The sequence below is a fragment of the Cronobacter sp. 153480017-3 genome, assembly GCF_053627815.1.
In genome coordinates this window covers 356,025-371,628 of record NZ_JBSEYN010000004.1, presented here as the reverse complement: position 1 = coordinate 371,628, position 15,604 = coordinate 356,025, and the positions used below count along the sequence as shown (strand labels likewise).

At 55.8% G+C, this 15,604-nt stretch carries 15 protein-coding genes and 1 rRNA gene; 8 read left to right on the top strand and 8 right to left on the bottom strand.

Annotation, left to right across the window (positions count from 1 at the left end; translation table 11 throughout):
- Positions 1–91, top strand: a 5S ribosomal RNA gene (gene rrf, locus ACUW6V_RS12500); the annotation flags it as partial.
- A gap of 171 nt (positions 92–262) precedes the next feature.
- On the opposite strand, the gene mobB is transcribed toward rrf, so the two are convergent.
- Both mobB and mobA read right to left on the bottom strand, forming a co-directional pair.
- On the bottom strand, positions 263–796 hold the full coding sequence (mobB, locus tag ACUW6V_RS12495; protein WP_012126205.1) for a molybdopterin-guanine dinucleotide biosynthesis protein MobB: 534 nt from the start codon (positions 794–796) through the stop codon (positions 263–265).
- Complete coding sequence (mobA, locus tag ACUW6V_RS12490) at positions 796–1,374, bottom strand: molybdenum cofactor guanylyltransferase MobA (protein WP_104672491.1); 579 nt, start codon at positions 1,372–1,374, stop codon at positions 796–798. Before mobA ends, mobB begins: the two co-directional genes overlap by 1 nt.
- Before the next feature lie 66 nt (positions 1,375–1,440).
- Here mobA and ACUW6V_RS12485 point away from each other — a divergent pair, with 66 nt between their 5' ends.
- From ACUW6V_RS12485 to dsbA, 3 genes are all read left to right on the top strand, one after another.
- Positions 1,441–1,710 carry a YihD family protein gene (locus ACUW6V_RS12485; protein WP_004387679.1) on the top strand — a complete coding sequence of 90 codons (270 nt, stop codon included), beginning with the start codon at positions 1,441–1,443 and terminating at the stop codon, positions 1,708–1,710.
- Positions 1,711–1,786: 76 nt separating this feature from the next.
- Complete coding sequence (locus ACUW6V_RS12480; protein ID WP_104658397.1) at positions 1,787–2,773, top strand: serine/threonine protein kinase; 987 nt, start codon at positions 1,787–1,789, stop codon at positions 2,771–2,773.
- A 27-nt stretch (positions 2,774–2,800) separates the two neighbouring features.
- Positions 2,801–3,424 carry a thiol:disulfide interchange protein DsbA gene (gene dsbA / locus ACUW6V_RS12475; protein ID WP_004387681.1) on the top strand — a complete coding sequence of 208 codons (624 nt, stop codon included), beginning with the start codon at positions 2,801–2,803 and terminating at the stop codon, positions 3,422–3,424.
- Positions 3,425–3,450: 26 nt separating this feature from the next.
- Here dsbA and ACUW6V_RS12470 read toward each other — a convergent pair whose 3' ends face one another.
- Positions 3,451–4,359, bottom strand: coding sequence for an acyltransferase (locus ACUW6V_RS12470; RefSeq protein WP_454038424.1), 909 nt, complete (start codon positions 4,357–4,359; stop codon positions 3,451–3,453).
- A gap of 429 nt (positions 4,360–4,788) precedes the next feature.
- On the opposite strand from ACUW6V_RS12470, the gene polA reads away from it, so the two are divergent.
- Both polA and ACUW6V_RS12460 read left to right on the top strand, forming a co-directional pair.
- A complete protein-coding gene (gene polA, locus ACUW6V_RS12465) occupies positions 4,789–7,572 on the top strand; it encodes a DNA polymerase I (RefSeq protein ID WP_454038423.1) in 2,784 nt (927 codons plus the stop codon).
- Positions 7,573–7,736: 164 nt separating this feature from the next.
- Positions 7,737–7,784: a spot 42 RNA, inhibition of DNA synthesis gene (locus ACUW6V_RS12460; RefSeq protein ID WP_071892919.1), complete on the top strand. Its 48-nt coding sequence runs from the start codon at positions 7,737–7,739 to the stop codon at positions 7,782–7,784.
- Positions 7,785–7,874: 90 nt separating this feature from the next.
- Here ACUW6V_RS12460 and yihA read toward each other — a convergent pair whose 3' ends face one another.
- A complete protein-coding gene (yihA, locus tag ACUW6V_RS12455; RefSeq protein WP_004387684.1) occupies positions 7,875–8,510 on the bottom strand; it encodes a ribosome biogenesis GTP-binding protein YihA/YsxC in 636 nt (211 codons plus the stop codon).
- A gap of 590 nt (positions 8,511–9,100) precedes the next feature.
- Between yihA and yihI the strand changes: the two genes are divergently transcribed.
- Positions 9,101–9,631 carry a Der GTPase-activating protein YihI gene (gene yihI, locus ACUW6V_RS12450; protein WP_109995609.1) on the top strand — a complete coding sequence of 177 codons (531 nt, stop codon included), beginning with the start codon at positions 9,101–9,103 and terminating at the stop codon, positions 9,629–9,631.
- 184 nt (positions 9,632–9,815) lie between these two features.
- Positions 9,816–11,189: an oxygen-independent coproporphyrinogen III oxidase gene (gene hemN / locus ACUW6V_RS12445; RefSeq protein ID WP_454038422.1), complete on the top strand. Its 1,374-nt coding sequence runs from the start codon at positions 9,816–9,818 to the stop codon at positions 11,187–11,189.
- Positions 11,190–11,216: 27 nt separating this feature from the next.
- On the opposite strand, the gene ACUW6V_RS12440 is transcribed toward hemN, so the two are convergent.
- The 4 genes from ACUW6V_RS12440 to glnA all read right to left on the bottom strand — a co-directional run bounded on the left by ACUW6V_RS12440 (position 11,217) and on the right by glnA (position 15,526).
- Positions 11,217–11,339 carry a YshB family small membrane protein gene (locus ACUW6V_RS12440; RefSeq protein WP_004387688.1) on the bottom strand — a complete coding sequence of 41 codons (123 nt, stop codon included), beginning with the start codon at positions 11,337–11,339 and terminating at the stop codon, positions 11,217–11,219.
- Between the two features lie 110 nt (positions 11,340–11,449).
- On the bottom strand, positions 11,450–12,859 hold the full coding sequence (glnG, locus tag ACUW6V_RS12435) for a nitrogen regulation protein NR(I) (RefSeq protein ID WP_004387689.1): 1,410 nt from the start codon (positions 12,857–12,859) through the stop codon (positions 11,450–11,452).
- Positions 12,860–12,867: 8 nt separating this feature from the next.
- A complete protein-coding gene (gene glnL / locus ACUW6V_RS12430; RefSeq protein ID WP_007797649.1) occupies positions 12,868–13,917 on the bottom strand; it encodes a nitrogen regulation protein NR(II) in 1,050 nt (349 codons plus the stop codon).
- Between the two features lie 199 nt (positions 13,918–14,116).
- Positions 14,117–15,526, bottom strand: a complete 1,410-nt coding sequence (gene glnA / locus ACUW6V_RS12425) for a glutamate--ammonia ligase (RefSeq protein ID WP_004387691.1) — start codon at positions 15,524–15,526, stop codon at positions 14,117–14,119.
- Positions 15,527–15,604: the final 78 nt, after the last annotated feature.

Sequence of the window (15,604 nt, the reverse complement as noted above, 5' to 3'; positions counted from 1 at the left end):
CACCTGACCCCATGCCGAACTCAGAAGTGAAACGCCGTAGCGCCGATGGTAGTGTGGGGCCTCCCCATGCGAGAGTAGGGAACTGCCAGGCATCAAATAAAAGAACCCCTCAGCACCGCTGAGGGGTTTTTGTTTTATGAAATGGATACAGAATCGCAGGATTTAGGGTATTACCGTATCCGGCTTTTTACGCGCGACCAGACGCCATGCGCCTGCCTGCCCGCCAGATTCTCCTCCTTTCCCTGAACCCCGCCCTTTACGCTTATCGACGGAATGACACCTGTGCTCGCTGCGCTGTCAACCAGTCAGCGATAAACGCCGCCACCTGCGCGGGCTCGTTGATATCCAGTACCGTCTGCGCCACGCCGGGCAGGGGGATATTGCTGGCCACGGCAATCACGTGGCTGTCCGGCATTAACTCTGCAACGTCCCGCCCGGCACCCTCCCGGAACAGCATGATTTTCGCGATCGCCTCGTGTTTAAACCCTTCCACCAGAATCAGATCCAGCTGCGAGCTGTCCATCCGGCTCGCCAGATAATGAAGGTCTGGCTCGTGCTCTTGTGGTGTTTCTGTCATTAGCGCCCAGCGTTTCGCGCTGGCAACCAGCGTCTGCGCCGCACCTGCCTTGCGAAGTTCATAGCTGTCTTTACCCGGCGTATCCACATCCATATTGTGGTGAGTGTGTTTAATCAGGCCGGTACGGATGCCTCGCTCACGCAACAGCGGAATCAGCGCCTTAAGCAGCGTCGTTTTTCCCGTACCGCTCCACGCGGCAATGCCCAGTAACGGAACCATTATTCCTCCTGCCAGCGTTCAAGCTCGGCCAGCGTATTCACATTGGCAAAGTCATCTTTATTCGCAAACGCTACGCTACAGCCATTAACCTCACGCAAGAAAACCATCACGCGGCGTTCTCCGCGTGCGAGGTAATCAGCCAGAGGTGCTTTAAGGGAGTGATGCATCAATGCAATCGCAGGGTGATCGCGCTCGCCATCATTGGCCCACACAGCGGGTCTTGCGCCTTTCGCGTTCCACAGACGTTGCGCGAGATCGGCAGGGATATGAGGCGTGTCGCACGGGCAAAAGAGATACCACTCGCTATTAAGTTGCTGCATGACAGAAAGCATTCCCGCGAGCGGCCCCGGAAAATCCGGGAGAGTATCCGTGATGACCGGATAACCGCTGGCGCGATAAGCCTCCAGATCCCGGTTAGCGCTTACCGCAACGTGCGCGACCTGTGCCGCCAGGCGCTCCGCCACGTGCTTCCACAGCGCTTTGCCATTGAGCGTCATCAGCCCTTTATTTTTCCCGCCCATTCGCGTCGCCCGGCCGCCCGCCAGCACCACGCCGGTAATCGCGCTAAGCTTATCCAAGAATATCACCTCTTTTCATACGGTTTTGTCCCTGCTAACGTGTCGGCCAGATAAAAGGAGACCATGATGAAATGCAAACGTCTTAATGAAGTTATCGAACTGCTGCAACCAGCCTGGGAAAAAGAGCCCGATCTCAACCTGCTGGAGTTCCTGCAAAAGCTGGCTGCTGAATCCGGTTTTACCGGTGAACTGGCCGATCTTACCGATGATATCCTCATTTATCAGTTAAAAATGCGTGATGCCGATAAAGACGCCGTGATCCCGGGCATTCAGAAAGACTATGAAGAAGACTTCAAAACGGCCCTGCTGCGCGCCCGCGGCGTGATAAAAGAGTAAAAGCTTGTAAGAGACGCTCTCGCTGCGGCTTTGAGATGATATCCTGAAGCATTGCTTGTGTTTTCCGGGTATCGGGATGACAGATAACGCTTTTAATTTCCAGACGCTACAGCCAGACACCATCATGGATGCCCTGTTTGAACATGGCATTCGTGTGGATTCTGGCTTAACTGCGCTTAATAGCTTTGAAAACCGCGTTTATCTTTTTCAGGATGAAGATCGTAAGCGTTTTGTTGTGAAGTTCTACCGCCCTCACCGCTGGAGCGCCGATCAGATCCGTGAAGAACATCACTTCGCGCTGGAGCTTGAAACCGACGAAGTGCCGGTTGCCGCGCCGTTGCGCCTTCATGGGGACACCCTGTTAACGCACGATGGCTTTATGTTCGCCGTGTTCCCGGGTCTCGGTGGCCGCCAGTATGAAACGGATAACCTTGACCAGATGGAGTGGGTTGGCCGTTATCTTGGCCGTATTCATCAGACCGGCAAGCAGCGTCTTTTCTCACATCGCCCTACTATCGGTATCAATGAATATCTGCTGGAGCCACGCGCGATCTACGAGACCAGCTCGCTTATTCCTGCTTCGCTCAAAACCGCATTTTTGCAGGCGACCGATGCGCTTACGGATGCCGTCATCGCCCGCTGGCAGCCGGGTTACGATGCCCTGCGTCTGCATGGCGACTGCCATCCTGGCAATATCCTCTGGCGCGACGGCCCGCTATTTGTCGATCTCGATGACGCTCGCAACGGCCCGGCCATTCAGGATCTCTGGATGTTGCTGAACGGCGATACCGCTGAACAACGCATGCAGATGGAAACCATTCTGGAAGCTTATGAAGAGTTCACTACATTCAATATCAAAGAGCTTGAGCTGATAGAGCCGCTGCGCGCGATGCGACAGGTCTATTATCTGGCCTGGCTTATTCGCCGCTGGGAAGATCCGGCGTTTCCACGCAACTTCCCCTGGCTTGCTGAAGAAGATTTCTGGCGCCGTCAGACGGCGACTTTTAACGAGCAAATTCGGGCGCTCAATGAGCCTCCTTTACAACTAACGCCAATGTATTGATCTGTAATATTCAGGAGAGAGTAAATGATGAAAAAGATTTGGCTGGCGCTGGCCGGTATGGTGATGGCATTCAGCGTTTCCGCCGCCGATTATTCTGACGGGAAACAGTACAACACGCTGGAGAAGCCGGTTGCCGGCGCGCCGCAGGTAATGGAGTTCTTCTCCTTCTACTGCCCGCACTGCTACCAGTTTGAAGAAGTGCTGCACGTTTCTGACAGCGTGAAGAAAAAGCTGCCGGCTGGCACCAAAATGACCAAATACCACGTTGAATTCCTGGGCCCGTTGGGTAAAGACCTGACGCAGGCGTGGGCGGTTGCGATGGCGATGGGCATCGAAGATAAAATTACGGCGCCGATGTTTGAAGCGGTGCAGAAAACCCAGACCGTACAGACACCCGCTGACATCCGCAAAGTCTTTATCGACGCGGGCGTTAAGCCGGAAGAGTATGACGCTGCCTGGAACAGCTTCGTGGTGAAATCGCTCGTCGCGCAGCAGGAAAAAGCGGCGGCCGATGTTGGCCTGCAGGGCGTGCCTGCCATGTACGTTAACGGCAAATATCAGCTGAACCCGCAGGGCATGGATACCAGCAATATGGACGTCTTCGTCCAGCAATATGCGGATACCGTTAACTACCTGCTCGGTAAAAAATAATCGAATGCGTTAAATGAAAAAGCCGGTCACTGACCGGCTTTTTTATATTGCTGATAAATGGCCTCAAGCCTGGCGTCTTTCTCGCTCCACAGCCCGTTCAGCCACTGCTGGAAACCACGTTTAAAGTTTTTATCGTTAATGTAATCACCGTGCAGCGACGCCTCCACCGGCAATAAATCGATCTGCACCACAATACGCGTTAACTTTCCTGTGAGCATATCGTAAAACGGTGTGCGGTTATTTTCCGGGTAGCAGAGCGTCACATTCAGCATCTTATCGAATTGTTTTCCCAGCACATTCAACGCCATTGCAATGCCCGCCGCTTTCGGCGGTAGTAAATGCCGGAACGGTGAACGCAACTGGCGCTGTTTTTCCACGGTAAACCGAGAGCCTTCGACGAAATTCACGATGGTTGTCGGGTGATGGCGAAACTTTTCACACGAACGACGCGTTGTTTCCACATCTTTACCGCGTTGTTCCGGGTGACGCAGCAAATAGCTGCGGGAATAGCGGCGCATAAACGGCATATCCAGCGCCCAGCAGGCGAGCCCAATAAAAGGCACCCATGCAAGCTGCTGTTTCAGAAAATATTTATTCATCGGAATATGCTTACGAAACAATACGCACAGCACCACAATATCTGCCCAGCTATGGTGATTGCAGATAAGTAAATACCAGCTCTTTTTATTTAGCCCCTGGAGCCCCTGTACTTCCCATTTAAGATGCGGATTCAGGTGCAGCAGCAATGCCAGCCCTTCGCACCAGCAATACATCATAAAATTGCAGAAGCGGGACACCGTGCGCCATACCGCCGGTAAAGGCAGCACCAGTTTAATTATTCCGGCAAGGATAATCGGCACGGAGCATAAAATAGTCACCAGAATAGTAAGCACGATGCTGAGCATAAGCGTCAGCGCAGCGAGTAATCTCGACATAATAATTTTCAGGCGGTTAGATAAAATGCCAGTGACGGCAGAGGGCGCAGATTCTAACAGAAAACATTCCGACGTAATGAGCCGAAACGTAACGTGCGATGAATAACCGCCTGGTTTTAAGCGTGGCGTAAGCCAGACGGCAAAAGCCATTTTTTATATCCACAATAAAACTTTTCCGCTAAAAAATAATTAGCGGCGTCAGGGTTTTTATAAGCCACTGATTTTTTTGATTATTTACAGCGCTTCGCTCCTTTTTTATCTCGCGTTATTAATAGCTTAGGTTTTTGTGCACAAAGTTATCCACAGCCAGCATTGCGAGCGATCGCGCGGATCGACAAAACTTTCCCTGCGATCGGCCCTTTGGGTTTCATGTTTTGCGCCAGGCTATGGCATCCTTTATCCATAACTTCATTATCAGGCACGGACATTATGGTTCAGATCCCAGAAAATCCTCTTATTCTCGTCGATGGCTCTTCTTACCTGTATCGGGCGTACCACGCGTTTCCGCCGCTCACTAACAGTGCCGGCGAGCCCACCGGCGCGATGTATGGCGTGCTGAATATGCTGCGCAGCCTGATACTGCAGTACCAGCCGACTCACGCGGCCGTGGTGTTCGACGCGAAAGGCAAAACCTTCCGTGATGAACTGTTCGAGCACTACAAATCCCACCGCCCGCCCATGCCTGACGATCTGCGTGCGCAAATAGAGCCACTGCATGCGATGGTTAAAGCGATGGGCCTGCCGCTTCTGGCGGTCTCCGGCGTGGAAGCGGACGACGTTATCGGTACGCTCGCCAAAGAAGCCGCCGCGGCGGGCCGCGCGGTGCTTATCAGTACCGGCGATAAAGACATGGCGCAGCTCGTCACGCCAGACGTCACGCTTATCAACACCATGACCAATACCGTGCTGGGGCCGGAAGAAGTGTGCGCGAAGTATGGCGTGCCGCCGGAACTTATCATCGACTTCCTGGCGCTGATGGGCGACTCGTCTGATAACATTCCGGGCGTGCCGGGCGTCGGCGAGAAAACCGCACAGGCGCTGTTGCAGGGGCTTGGCGGTCTGGACGCGCTCTACGCCAACCCGGAGAAAATCGCTGAGCTCTCCTTCCGCGGTGCTAAAACCATGGCGGCGAAGCTTGAGCAGAATAAAGAGGTGGCGTATCTCTCCTATCAGCTGGCGACCATTAAAACCGATGTGGAGCTGGAGCTGAGCCACGACCGTCTGGAGGTGCAGCAACCGCAGGCTGATGAATTGCTGGCGCTCTTCCGGCAGTACGAATTTAAGCGCTGGACATCCGATGTCGAGGCGGGCAAATGGCTCCATTCCCGTGGCAAACCTGCCGCGAAACCAACAGAAACGATTGTCGTTGAGGCCGAGCCGGAAGAAGAAGCCGTAGCGCTCTCGTCAGAGCGTTACGTCACTATTCTTGACGAAGAGACGCTTCAGGCGTGGATCGAGCGCATTAAAAACGCGCCGGTGGTGGCTGTGGATACCGAAACGGACAGCCTCGATAACCTGACGGCCAACCTCGTTGGCATCTCGTTCGCCACCGAGCCAGGCCTTGCGGCGTATATCCCGGTCGCGCATGATTACCTCGATGCGCCGGATCAGCTTTCCCGCGAACGCGTGCTGGAGCTACTGAAACCGCTGCTGGAAGACGAATCGCTGGTAAAAGTGGGCCAGAACCTGAAATTCGACCGCGGCATTTTGCAGAATTACGGCATCGAACTGCGCGGCATCGCTTTCGATACCATGCTGGAGTCGTACATTCTGGACAGCGTCTCAGGCCGCCACGATATGGACAGCCTCTCCAGCCGCTGGCTTAAACACACCACCATCACGTTTGAGCAGATCGCCGGTAAAGGCAAAAACCAGCTTACGTTTAACCAGATCGATCTCGAACAGGCCGGGCGCTACGCGGCGGAAGACGCCGACGTGACGCTCCAGCTGCACCTGAAGATGTGGCCAAAACTGCAGCAGCACAAAGGCCCGCTGAATATCTTTGAACATATTGAGATGCCGCTGGTGCCGGTGCTGTCGCGCATCGAGCGCAACGGCGTGAAAATCGATCCGGCAGTGCTGCACGCGCACTCGCAGGAGATTGCCCTTAAGCTCACCGAGCTTGAGCAAAAAGCGCATGAGATCGCGGGCGAGCCGTTTAACCTCTCCTCCACCAAACAGCTGCAGACTATTCTGTTTGAAAAGCAGGGCATCAAGCCACTGAAGAAAACGCCGGGCGGCGCGCCATCTACCTCAGAAGAAGTGCTGGAAGAGCTGGCGCTCGACTACCCGCTGCCGAAAGTCATTCTGCAATACCGCGGCCTTGCGAAGCTGAAATCGACTTACACCGACAAACTGCCGCAGATGATTAACCCGAAAACCGGCCGCGTGCATACCTCTTATCATCAGGCGGTCACGGCTACCGGGCGTCTGTCGTCCACCGATCCGAACCTGCAAAACATTCCGGTGCGTAACGACGAAGGCCGCCGTATCCGCCAGGCGTTTATCGCGCCGGAGGATTACGTCATTGTCTCAGCGGACTACTCGCAGATTGAGCTGCGCATCATGGCGCATCTGTCGCGCGATAAAGGGCTGCTCAGCGCGTTTGCGGAAGGCAAAGATATCCACCGCGCAACGGCGGCGGAAGTATTTGGCCTGCCGCTGGAGAGCGTCTCTAACGAACAGCGCCGCAGCGCCAAAGCGATTAACTTCGGTCTTATTTACGGCATGAGCGCGTTCGGCCTGTCGCGCCAGCTCAATATCCCGCGTAAAGAGTCGCAGAAGTATATGGATCTCTACTTCGAGCGTTACCCTGGCGTGCTGGAATATATGGAGCGCACCCGTAAGCAGGCGAAAGAACAGGGCTATGTCGAAACGCTGGACGGGCGTCGTCTCTATCTGCCGGATATCAACGCCAGCAACGCGGCGCGGCGTGCAGGCGCTGAGCGTGCGGCGATCAATGCCCCGATGCAGGGAACGGCCGCAGACATCATCAAGCGCGCCATGATCGCGGTCGATGGCTGGCTGCAGAAAGAGCAGCCGCGCGTGAAAATGATCATGCAGGTGCACGATGAACTGGTGTTTGAAGTGCATAAAGATGACGTGGAAGCCGTGTCGCAGAAAATCCATGAACTCATGGAGAACAGCATGCAGCTTGACGTGCCGTTGCTGGTGGAAGTCGGCAGCGGTGTGAACTGGGATGAAGCGCACTGATGCCCAAACACGCGTAGTCGCTTTTGTAACTTAGCAACATAACTAATAGATTTTTGTGATAGTCATTAGAAATTGCTATGTAAACTATGAAAAGAAATTACAAAAAGTGCTTTTTCCCGTCATAAAAAAAGGGTAGAGTTATCGACGTAGGGTACAGAGGTAAGATGTTCTATCTTTCAGACCTTTTACTTCACGTAATCGGATTTGGCTGAATATTTTAGCCGCCCCAGTCAGAAATGACTGGGGCGTTTTTTATTGCGTCGGAAAGTCAGACGCGCGAGCGAGGCCCGCGCCGGGAAGGATTACGCTTGCGGGGCGGCGTCTTCGGCCGCAGGCGGCAGATCGTTAAACCAGCTGTCCAGCTTGATGCGCAGCTTATCCACGCCGGTTTTCTTCAGGGAAGAAAACGCTTCAACCTGTACGTCGCCATTAAAGGCAATCACCGCTTCACGCACCATATTCAGCTGCGCTTTACGCGCGCCGCTCGCCAGTTTGTCGGCTTTGGTCAGCAGCACCAGAACAGGAATACCGCTGTCCACGGCCCACTCGATCATCTGCTGGTCGAGATCTTTGAGCGGATGGCGAATGTCCATCAGCACCACCAGGCCTTTCAGGCACAGGCGTTTTTCCAGGTATTCGCCCAGCGCGCGCTGCCATTTGCGCTTCATCTCTTCCGGGACTTCGGCGTAGCCGTAGCCAGGCAAATCCACCAGACGCTTGCCGTCGGCGACTTCAAACAGGTTAATCAGCTGCGTGCGTCCCGGCGTTTTACTGGTGCGCGCCAGGCTTTTCTGATTGGTCAGCGTATTGAGCGCGCTGGATTTTCCGGCGTTGGAGCGGCCTGCGAAAGCCACTTCAATGCCCGTGTCGGAAGGCAGGTGGCGAATATCCGGCGCACTGGTCACAAAATGCGTCTGTTGATAGTTCAACTGAGTCAAAACGGTCGTCTCCGTCAGGATAAGCTTAAGCAATAGCCGCGATTATACCTGAACAGGGCTAAAAGGCTGTTGTTCTCTCCAGCGGCTTACAAAACACCCGCGAGGTCTGTAAGAGATCTGCCCGTTTTACATTGAGATATCATCGGCTTGAAAGGCGGGTGTTTGAATTTTAGTTAAGTAAAAACAGTCAGTTAACCTTGCAGAAATGTCCTAAAATGGACTTTTAAGGCCGTTTGCGCCTTGAGCCCCTCGTTCAGGCTGGTAAAGTAAGGGGCACGGGCAACGGAGTGTCGCAACGGATAATAACTCAGGATGAGGGGTCTGGAGCGTCAGGGCGACGAAGCACACAGCATACCAGGACGGTCAACGTCGGAGACGTTAACAAGGATAAAGGAACACGACACGGAGCGTTGTCGGCTGAAGGAAAAACAGGGCGGGTTGTAAGCGCACCAGGACGGTGGATACCGATGACCGGTTAAAAAGTCAGGAAAAAAGGCGACAGGTTTACCTGTCGCCTTTTTTCTTTACTTGCTTTCTGCTAGATTCCGCCGCAATTCTATACTGTTTAAAACGGCCCAAGACGAAAAATTATGAAGCAACCCTCATCCTCTGTGCGTGGCAAAGGCCCCGCCAAAGCTAAAGCTCGCCGTAAAACGCGTGAAGAATTAAACCAGGAAGCCCGCGATCGCAAGCGCGATAAAAAGCACCGCGGCCATGCGCCGGGTAGCCGCGCCACGGGGGCCAGCGTGTCCGGAAAATCCTCCGGTCAGTCGACACAGAAAGATCCGCGCATCGGCAGTAAAAAACCGATTCCGCTTGGAGTGAGCGACGCTCAGGAAACCCGACCTCAGAAGCACCAACCACAACCTAAGAGTGAGAAACCTATGTTGTCACCGCAGGAAGAGCTGGACATGCTGGAGAACGACGAGCGCCTGGATGCGCTGCTGGAGCGCCTGGAAGAGGGGGAAACCCTGAGCGCGGACGATCAGGCGTGGGTTGATTCCCGTCTCGATCGCATTGATGAGCTGATGCAGCAGCTCGGCCTTTCTTACGACGACGAAGAAGACGAAGAAGAAGAGCAGCAGGAAGATATGATGCGCCTGCTCAAAGGCGGAAACTAACCCTTCCGATGGGGCCGACCGTCCTGCTTATACTCCTTCCGATAGTATGTTATCTGGTGTGGTTATTCGTTAAACTACACCGGCTGTCGCAGCGCCAGAAGTGGCTGCGCAGCCGGCTTATCACCCGCCATCCGGGTGGGCCAGTTCGCCGAACGCGTCGGCGAAACCGTCGGAAGGAGTAAGCATGTCTGAGCAGGTAATCGACTGGGATCTGGCCCTCATCCAGAAATATAACTATTCCGGGCCGCGCTATACCTCATATCCCACGGCTCTTGAGTTTTCTGAAACGTTTGGCGAGCCGGACTTCGCGCGCGCGGTCGCGCGTTATCCCGACAGGCCGCTTTCGCTCTACGTTCACATCCCTTTCTGCCACAAGCTCTGCTACTTCTGCGGCTGCAATAAAATCGTCACCCGCCAGCAGCATAAAGCCGACCAGTATCTCGATGTGCTGGAGCAGGAGATAATCCATCGCGCGCCGCTGTTTGCCGGGCGTCGCGTCAGCCAGCTGCACTGGGGCGGCGGTACGCCGACTTACCTCAGCAAAGCGCAAATCAGCCGCCTGATGGGCCTGTTGCGCGCGAATTTCCGGTTCAACGACGACGCCGAAATCTCCATTGAAGTCGACCCGCGCGAAATCGAGCTGGACGTGCTGGATCACCTGCATGCCGAAGGCTTCCGCCGTCTCAGCATGGGCGTGCAGGATTTCAATAAAGAGGTGCAGCGTCTGGTGAACCGCGAGCAGGATGAAGACTTCATCTTTGCGCTCATCAAACGCGCGCGGGAAGTGGGCTTCACCTCCGCCAATATTGATTTGATCTACGGCCTGCCGAAGCAGACGCCGGAAAGCTTCGCCTTTACGCTGCAGCGCGTGGCGGAGCTGAACCCGGACCGCCTGAGCGTCTTTAACTACGCGCATCTGCCAACGCTCTTTGCCGCGCAGCGCAAAATCAAAGAGGCGGATCTGCCCTCGGCGCAGCAGAAGCTCGATATCCTTCAGCAGACTATCCAGTCGCTGACCCACGCGGGTTATCAGTTCATCGGCATGGACCACTTCGCGAAGCCGGATGACGAGCTGGCTATCGCCCAGCGTAACGGCGTGCTGCATCGTAACTTCCAGGGCTACACCACGCAGGGCGACACCGATCTGCTCGGCATGGGCGTCTCGGCGATTAGTATGATCGGCGACTGCTACGCGCAGAACGAGAAAGAGCTTAAGCGTTACTATCAGGCGGTGGATGAGCAGGGCAGCGCGCTGTGGCGCGGGCTTGAGCTGACGCGCGACGACTGCATCCGCCGCGACGTTATCAAAGCGCTAATCTGTAATTTCCGGCTCGATTTCGCTGAGGTAGAAAAAGCGTGGTCGCTCCGTTTCGCCGACTATTTTGCCGAGGATTTGCAACTGCTGGCGCCGCTGGCGAAAGACGGGCTGGTGGACGTAAACGCGCGCGGTATCACCGTGACGGCGAAAGGGCGGTTGCTGATTCGCAACGTCTGCATGTGCTTTGACGTCTATCTGCGCCGCAAAGCGCGGCTGCAACAGTTCTCACGCGTGATATAAAAAAAGCGGGCATAACGCCCGCTTTTTTTAACTAAAGAAGTTGACCAGCGCTGCGCACAGCAGGGCGGCAATCGCCGTCTGGGGCGTATGGCCCGCCGCGGCGCCCGCCTCTGCGCTTTGCGTGGCGATATGGATCAGTGATTCCAGCATAACAACTCTCCCCCATAACCGCGCCCGATCATACTCAAGCCTGGCGGACAGTAAAGTATAAAATTAGAGCAATTTGCAGGCGACAGCGCTTTTTTACACAACGCTGCCGCTTACTCCATTCCCAGCTCTTTTAGCTTGCGCGTCAGGGTATTCCGGCCCCAGCCCAGCAGGCGTGCGGCCTCCTGTTTATGTCCCTGTGTGTGCCGCAGCGCCGTGGTCAAAAGCGTGCGCTCCATTTCCGGCTGTGCTTCAGAAAGCAGGTTTTGATGACCGGAACGCAGCGCCCTGTCGGCCCACTGCGCGAGCAGCGTCGCCCAGCTCTCCGGCAGCGCCTGCGACGGCGCGTCCGGCACGCTGGTTTCAAACAGCTCGGCAGGCAGATCCTGAATCAGCACTTCCTGGCCCGCGGCCATCACGGTGAGCCAGCGGCAGGTGTTCTCCAGCTGACGCACGTTGCCGGGCCATGCGAGACGCGTCAGCGCGGCTTCCGTCTCCGGGTGCAGCTGTTTGGCTTCCACACCCAGCTCGCGCGCCGCCACCTGCAGGAAATGGCGCGCCAGACGCGGGATATCCTCGCGGCGCTCGCGCAGCGGCGGCAGATGTACGCGGATAACGTTCAGGCGGTGGAACAAATCCTCACGGAATTTTCCTTCCTGAACGCGCAGCTCCAGGTTCTGGTGCGTCGCCGCGATAATGCGCACATCCACTTTTACTGGCGCATAGCCGCCGACGCGGTAAAACTGACCGTCGGCCAGTACGCGCAGCAGACGGGTCTGCACATCCAGCGGCATGTCGCCAATTTCATCAAGAAACAGCGTGCCGCCGTCAGCCTGTTCGAAACGGCCCTGACGAATCTGGTTTGCGCCGGTGAACGCGCCTTTCTCGTGCCCGAACAGCTCCGATTCGATAAGGTCTTTGGGAATGGCCGCCATATTCAGCGCGATAAACGGCGCTTTGACGCGCGGGCTGTGGCGGTGCAGCGCATGCGCCACCAGCTCTTTACCGGTGCCCGATTCGCCGTTAATCAGCACGCTGATGGAGGAGCGGGAGAGGCGGCCGATAATGCGAAACACATCCTGCATCGCCGGCGCTTCGCCGATGATGTCGGTGGTCGGGCCGAAAACCTGCGCGCTGCGCGGCTGCTGTTGCTCCTGATAGTGACTGATAGCACGCTCGACCAGCGCCACCGCCTCATCGATATCAAACGGTTTCGGCAAGTAATCAAACGCGCCCTGCTGATAGGCGCTCACCGCGGCGTCGAGATCGGAATGCGCGGTCATAATGATGACCGGAAGCATCGGATGACGCTGTTTTATCTGCTTTAACAGCGTCAGGCCGTCCATGCCCGGCATACGAATATCCGACAGCAGTACGTCCGGGGTTTTAGTGCTCAGCGCGTCCAGCACCTCGTTACCGCTTTCAAAGGTGGTGCAGCTTAAGCCTGCTCCGGTGAGCGCGCGCTCAAGCACCCAGCGAATGGAGCTATCGTCATCGACGATCCAGACAATCCCTCGTTGCATAATCACCTCTATTTCCGAATAGGCAGGAAGACCGAGAATTCGGTATGGCCTGGCCAACTGTTAAATTCGATTTTTCCCGAATGCTGATCGATAAGATTTCGGGCGATGGACAGCCCCAGCCCGGTGCCGCCCTCGCGGCCGCTGACCATCGGGTAAAACAGCGTATCCTGCAGGTGTGCCGGAATGCCTGGCCCGTTGTCTTCCACGTCGATACGGGCGGCCAGGCGGTAGCGCACGCCGTGCAGCGTCAACTGAAACGCGGTGCGGGTGCGCAGCGTGATCTCGCCGCCGTCCTCGCCCAGCGCCTGGAGCGCGTTACGCACGATATTGAGTAAGACCTGTTCTATCTGGTCCGGGTCGTGGGTAAATTCCGGCAGGCTCGGATCGTAGTCGCGCAGAAGCCGAACGTTTTCCGGCAGTTCCATGGAGACCAGCTTCACCACGCGCTCGGCCACTTTATGAATGCTTTCGGTGACGTGCATGCCCGGCTGCTGCGGCCCTAACAGGCGGTCCACCAGGTTACGCAGGCGGTCGGCCTGTTCAATGATGACTTTGGTGTATTCCGTCAGCGACGGGTCGGGCAGGGCGCGGCTCAGCAATTGCGCTGCGCCTCGCAGGCCACCGAGCGGATTTTTGATTTCATGCGCCAGGCCGCGAACCAGATCGCGCGCGGCGACTTGCTGGGCATGCTGGAGCTGTTCTTGGCTTAAACGCCGCTGATTATCCATCGGGGCCATCTCAAGCAGGATCAGGCCGTCCGGCAGACGTTGCGCCGTCAGGGAAAGAATGTGTGAGCGGCCATCAATCACCAGCGTTACTTCGTTATCGGTAAATCCCTGGCCCGCGTTCAGGCTCTCCTGCATCAGGCTGATGTTCAGGGAAAAATAACTCAGCAGCTCCGGGAGTGGCGTGCCGTAAAGCTTACGTGAACTTTGCGCGAGCAACTGCTGCGCCGCCGGGTTGGCGTAATGCACCGCCAGCTCGTCGTCGACCAGTAAAATGCTATTGATTAATGCGTTAAGGATCTGCCCAGCATCGGGCAGCGTGCCTGTTGCCATTCAGCAGTCCCCCAGGGTTTGCACCATTTTAGTGCATTATAGCGTTTTAACGCTAAAAAGGGCGTTAAAACCGGTTTCGGGTGGTGAAAAAAGCCCATCCGAAGATGGGCTAAAGTTTCCACGGCAACAAAAAAACATTCGCGGATTTCACGCAGTGGCGACAACCTGAAATCCGCTGGCTATCAACATCAATAAATCATTACACGCTGTAGTAGAGTTCGAACTCTACCGGGTGCGGCGTCATGCGAACGCGGTCGTTCTCTTCCATACGCAGCGCGATGTAAGCATCGATCGCATCGTCAGTGAACACGCCGCCTGCGGTCAGGAACTCGCGGTCTGCGTCCAGCGCCTGCAGGGCTTCTTCCAGAGAACCGGCAACCTGCGGGATCTCTTTCGCTTCTTCCGGCGGCAGGTCATACAGGTTTTTGTCCATCGCTTCGCCCGGGTGGATCTTGTTCTTGATGCCGTCAAGACCGGCCATCAGCAGGGCAGCGAAGCACAGGTACGGGTTAGCGGCCGGGTCCGGGAAGCGCACTTCGATACGACGCGCTTTCGGAGACGCAACCACCGGGATACGGATAGACGCAGAGCGGTTACGCGCGGAGTAAGCCAGCATCACCGGCGCTTCGTAGCCTGGTACCAGACGCTTGTAAGAGTTGGTGGTCGGGTTAGACAGGGCGTTGATGGCTTTGGCGTGTTTGATTACGCCGCCGATGTAATACAGCGCCTGCTCAGACAGACCCGCGTATTTGTCGCCAGAGAACAGGTTGGTGCCGTTCTTGGACAGAGACATATGGCAGTGCATACCGGAGCCGTTATCACCGAACATCGGTTTCGGCATAAAAGTTGCGGTTTTGCCGAAGCGGTGCGCGACGTTATGCACGACATATTTGTAGATCTGAATTTCGTCCGCTTTCTTGGTCATGGTGTTGAAGCGGGTTGCCACTTCGTTCTGACCGGCGGTGGCCACTTCGTGGTGGTGCGCTTCAACGACCAGGCCCATCTCTTCCATGGTCAGACACATCACAGAACGGATGTCCTGAGAAGAGTCAACCGGCGGAACCGGGAAGTAACCGCCTTTCACGCCCGGACGGTGGCCTTTGTTGCCGCCTTCGTATTTGGTGGAGGAGTTCCACGCGCCTTCGATGTCGTCAATCGCGACATGGGAGCCAGAAATGGTGCTGCCGAAGCGGATGTCGTCAAACAGGAAGAACTCAGGTTCCGGCCCGAACAGGACGGTGTCCGCGATGCCGGTAGAGCGCAGGTACTCCTCAGCGCGCTTGGCGATGGAGCGCGGGTCGCGATCGTAGCCCTGCATGGTGCCCGGCTCGAGGATGTCGCAACGAATAATCAGAGTAGGTTCTTCGTAGAACGGGTCAATGACAGCGGTGGAGGCGTCCGGCATCAGCACCATGTCAGATTCATTGATGCCTTTCCAGCCACCGATGGACGAGCCATCGAACATTTTACCTTCTTCGAAGAAGTCGGCGTTCACCTGGTGGGCTGGGATGGTGACGTGCTGTTCTTTACCTTTAGTATCAGTGAAGCGCAGATCCACAAACTTCACTTCATGTTCATTCAGCATCGTCAGAACGTGTTCAGCGGACATACTTAACTCTCCCGGATTTGTCATTGTCGTCGTGGTAACGAGGTCTTCAGTACTTATTAAAATTGGCGTTGCCGCCCT